This window comes from Neobacillus drentensis (genome assembly GCF_036966985.1).
Classification (GTDB): domain Bacteria; phylum Bacillota; class Bacilli; order Bacillales; family Cytobacillaceae; genus Neobacillus; species Neobacillus drentensis_E.
Genome location: NZ_JBALSN010000578.1, coordinates 1 through 2,990, shown reverse-complemented (window position 1 = coordinate 2,990; position 2,990 = coordinate 1). Strand labels below are relative to the sequence as shown.

The following is a 2,990-nucleotide window of genomic DNA, read 5'->3' as shown; positions in this document are numbered from 1 at the left end:
ACCCTACCGAATTTGCCGTTTTGGAACTTCTGTATCATAAGGGTGACCAGCCGATGCAGCAAATTGGCGGGAAGATCTTGCTGGCAAGTGGGAGTATTACTTACGTGGTCGACAAGCTTGAACAAAAAGGGATGTTAAGAAGAATTGCCTGTCCGAAAGATCGCCGTGTCACTTATGCACAAATCACAGAAGATGGGAAAAAATTTATTCAGGATATTTTCCCTGAACATGCAGAACAAATCAATAATCTCATGTCATCGCTTAGTGAACCTGAAAAACTAGAGGCGATTGAATTGTTAAAAAAACTGGGATTACCTGCTGGTAAATTCTAATACGGCCATTTTGGCCGTATTTTTGTTTTCAGGAATGTTAGTCGATAGTATATAATATAATAGGTTGGAATATTTTACAAAGGGGTTGTTTCAATGGGGTTTGAAAACTATACATACATAAGGCCGAACTTAAAAGAAGTAACAGAAAAATTTAATGCTGCCCTTGAGAGTTTAAAAAATGCAGTCACAGTAGATATACAAAACGAAGTAATGAATGAAATTAATAAACTAAGAAATGACTTAGGGACGATGTTTAACCTTTGTTATATCCGTCATTCAATTGATACCAACGATGAATTTTATAAGGATGAACAGGATTATATGGATGAAATTCAACCTGAGGTTGAAGGGTTAGTGACAAAGTATTATCAAGTACTGGTTGATTCTAAGTTCCGTCCTCAACTAGAAGCAAAATGGGGTAAACAGCTTTTTGCCCTTGCCGAAGGACAGCTGAAGACATTCAAACCAGAAATTGTTCCTTTACTTCAGAAAGAAAATCGGTTGTCAACGGAATATACAAAGCTAATGGCATCTGCAAAGATTGACTTCGAAGGGGAAGAAAGAACCCTAGCCCAATTAGAGCCGTTCGCTCAATCAACTGACAGAGAAATGAGAAAAAGAGCAAATGAAGCGAAATTTGGCTTTATGGTTGAACATGAAGCAGAATTTGATCGTATTTATGATGATCTTGTTAAAGTAAGGACTGAAATTGCTCAGAAACTTGGGTTTAAAAACTTTGTTGAACTTGGTTATTATCGAATGATGAGAACTGATTATAATGCAGAAATGGTTGCCAATTTCCGTAATCAAGTAAAGGACTACATTGTTCCAATCGCAACAAAGTTAAAGGTGAGACAACAGGAAAGAATCGGTCTCGATAAGCTTAAATATTACGACGAATCTTTTAATTTTCAAACGGGAAACGCCACTCCAAAGGGTACGCCGGAATGGATTATAGAAAATGGGCAGCAAATGTATGAGGACCTATCACAAGAAACTGGGGAGTTTTTCCGTTTTATGCAGGAAAATAATTTGATGGATCTTGTGGCTAAGAAGGGAAAAGCCGGCGGTGGCTATTGTACTTTTATTGAAAATTATAAAGCACCTTTCATTTTTTCAAATTTCAACGGTACCTCTGGAGATATTGATGTTCTAACACATGAGGCTGGTCATGCATTCCAAGTTTATTCGAGTCGTCATTTTGAGATTCCTGAATATGCTTGGCCGACATACGAAGCATGTGAAATTCATTCCATGAGTATGGAATTTTTCACATGGCCATGGATGGATTTGTTCTTTAAGGAAGATACCGACAAGTACAAGTTTTCTCATCTAAGTGATGCTTTGTTATTCCTGCCATATGGGGTGTCCGTTGATGAATTCCAACACTGGGTCTATGAAAACCCAGAAGCTACACCAAAAGAGCGAAAGCTTCAGTGGCGTGAAATTGAGAAAAAGTATCTACCTCATAAAGATTACGACGGCAATGAATACCTAGAAAATGGCGGCTTCTGGCAGCGTCAAGGCCATATCTTTAATTCACCGTTTTACTACATTGATTATACACTTGCGCAAATTTGTGCCTTTCAATTCTGGAAGCGCTCCAGAGAGAATCAAGAGGAAGCATGGGAAGACTATGTGAACTTATGCAAATTAGGCGGCAGTATGTCATTCACTAAGTTAGTTGAAGCAGCGAATTTAATCTCGCCATTTGAGGCTGGTTGTGTAGAATCGGTAGTGGGTGTGATTGAAAATTGGTTAAACTCTGTAGATGATAAACATCTATAAATGAAAAAAGCGAAGCCTTTCTAGAATTTCTAGAAAGGCTTCGCTTTTACTTATTTAACAGCAGTCACAAGAGAAACTACTTTTATCTCATCTTCTTCAATAATAGCAGTTAATTCTTTAATCTCTGGCTGATCTAAGATAAAATCCGCTATTTTATCTTCAAGCTGCTCTTGGATGACACGGCGGAGCGGGCGTGCCCCGAAAGCTGGATGGTATCCAAGCCGTGCAAGTTTTTCTTTTGCCTCAGTTGTCACCGTTAGTTCAATCTTTTGTTCCGTAAGCGTTTCTTGTAATTCATTAATCATTAAGTCGACAATATAAAGGATATGCTCTTTGCCGAGTGAATTAAACTCAATGATACTGTCGAAGCGATTCAAGAATTCAGGTTTAAAGAAACTGCCAAGTGAGTCAAGGATACTTGCTTCTTCTATCGCCTCGTTTGTACCGAATCCAACATGAACGGTCTTGTGGCCCACGCCTGCATTGCTTGTCATAATGATTACGGAATCCTTAAAGCTGACAATTCTTCCTTGACTATCCGTCAAGCGTCCATCCTCAAGAATTTGCAGGAATAGATGTTGAACGTCTGGGTGTGCTTTTTCAATTTCATCTAATAGAATAATGCTGTATGGGTTTCTGCGCACTTTTTCTGTTAGCTGTCCTGCTTCTTCGTGACCTACATAGCCAGGAGGTGAGCCAATCAATTTAGAAATACTGTGTTTTTCCATGTATTCGCTCATATCAAGGCGGATCATGGAATCCTTAGACCCAAATAGTTCTTCGGCAAGTGTTTTCGTTAATTCCGTTTTACCAACTCCGGTTGGTCCGACAAATAAGAAGGAACCGATTGGACGATGTTTTGATTTTAAG

At 38.8% G+C, this 2,990-nt stretch carries 3 protein-coding genes; 2 read left to right on the top strand and 1 reads right to left on the bottom strand.

Translation table 11 applies throughout. The annotated features are described in order from the left end of the window. Both V7659_RS28310 and V7659_RS28305 read left to right on the top strand, forming a co-directional pair. Positions 1-332 (top strand): MarR family winged helix-turn-helix transcriptional regulator (locus tag V7659_RS28310; protein ID WP_335543392.1); only part of this gene is annotated, 332 nt, incomplete at its 5' end. Between the two features lie 93 nt (positions 333-425). Further along, entirely contained in the window at positions 426-2,120 is a 1,695-nt protein-coding gene (locus tag V7659_RS28305; RefSeq protein ID WP_335543391.1) for a M3 family oligoendopeptidase, read from the top strand. Positions 2,121-2,170: 50 nt separating this feature from the next. On the opposite strand, the gene V7659_RS28300 is transcribed toward V7659_RS28305, so the two are convergent. After that, positions 2,171-2,990, bottom strand: an 820-nt coding sequence (locus tag V7659_RS28300) for an AAA family ATPase (protein WP_335543390.1), incomplete at its 5' end; no start/stop codon positions are given.

What these genes read in the sequence shown, in the direction of transcription:
- V7659_RS28305 (WP_335543391.1), top strand. Translation starts at nt 426, where the DNA reads ATGGGGTTTGAAAACTATACATACATAAGGCCGAACTTAAAAGAAGTA.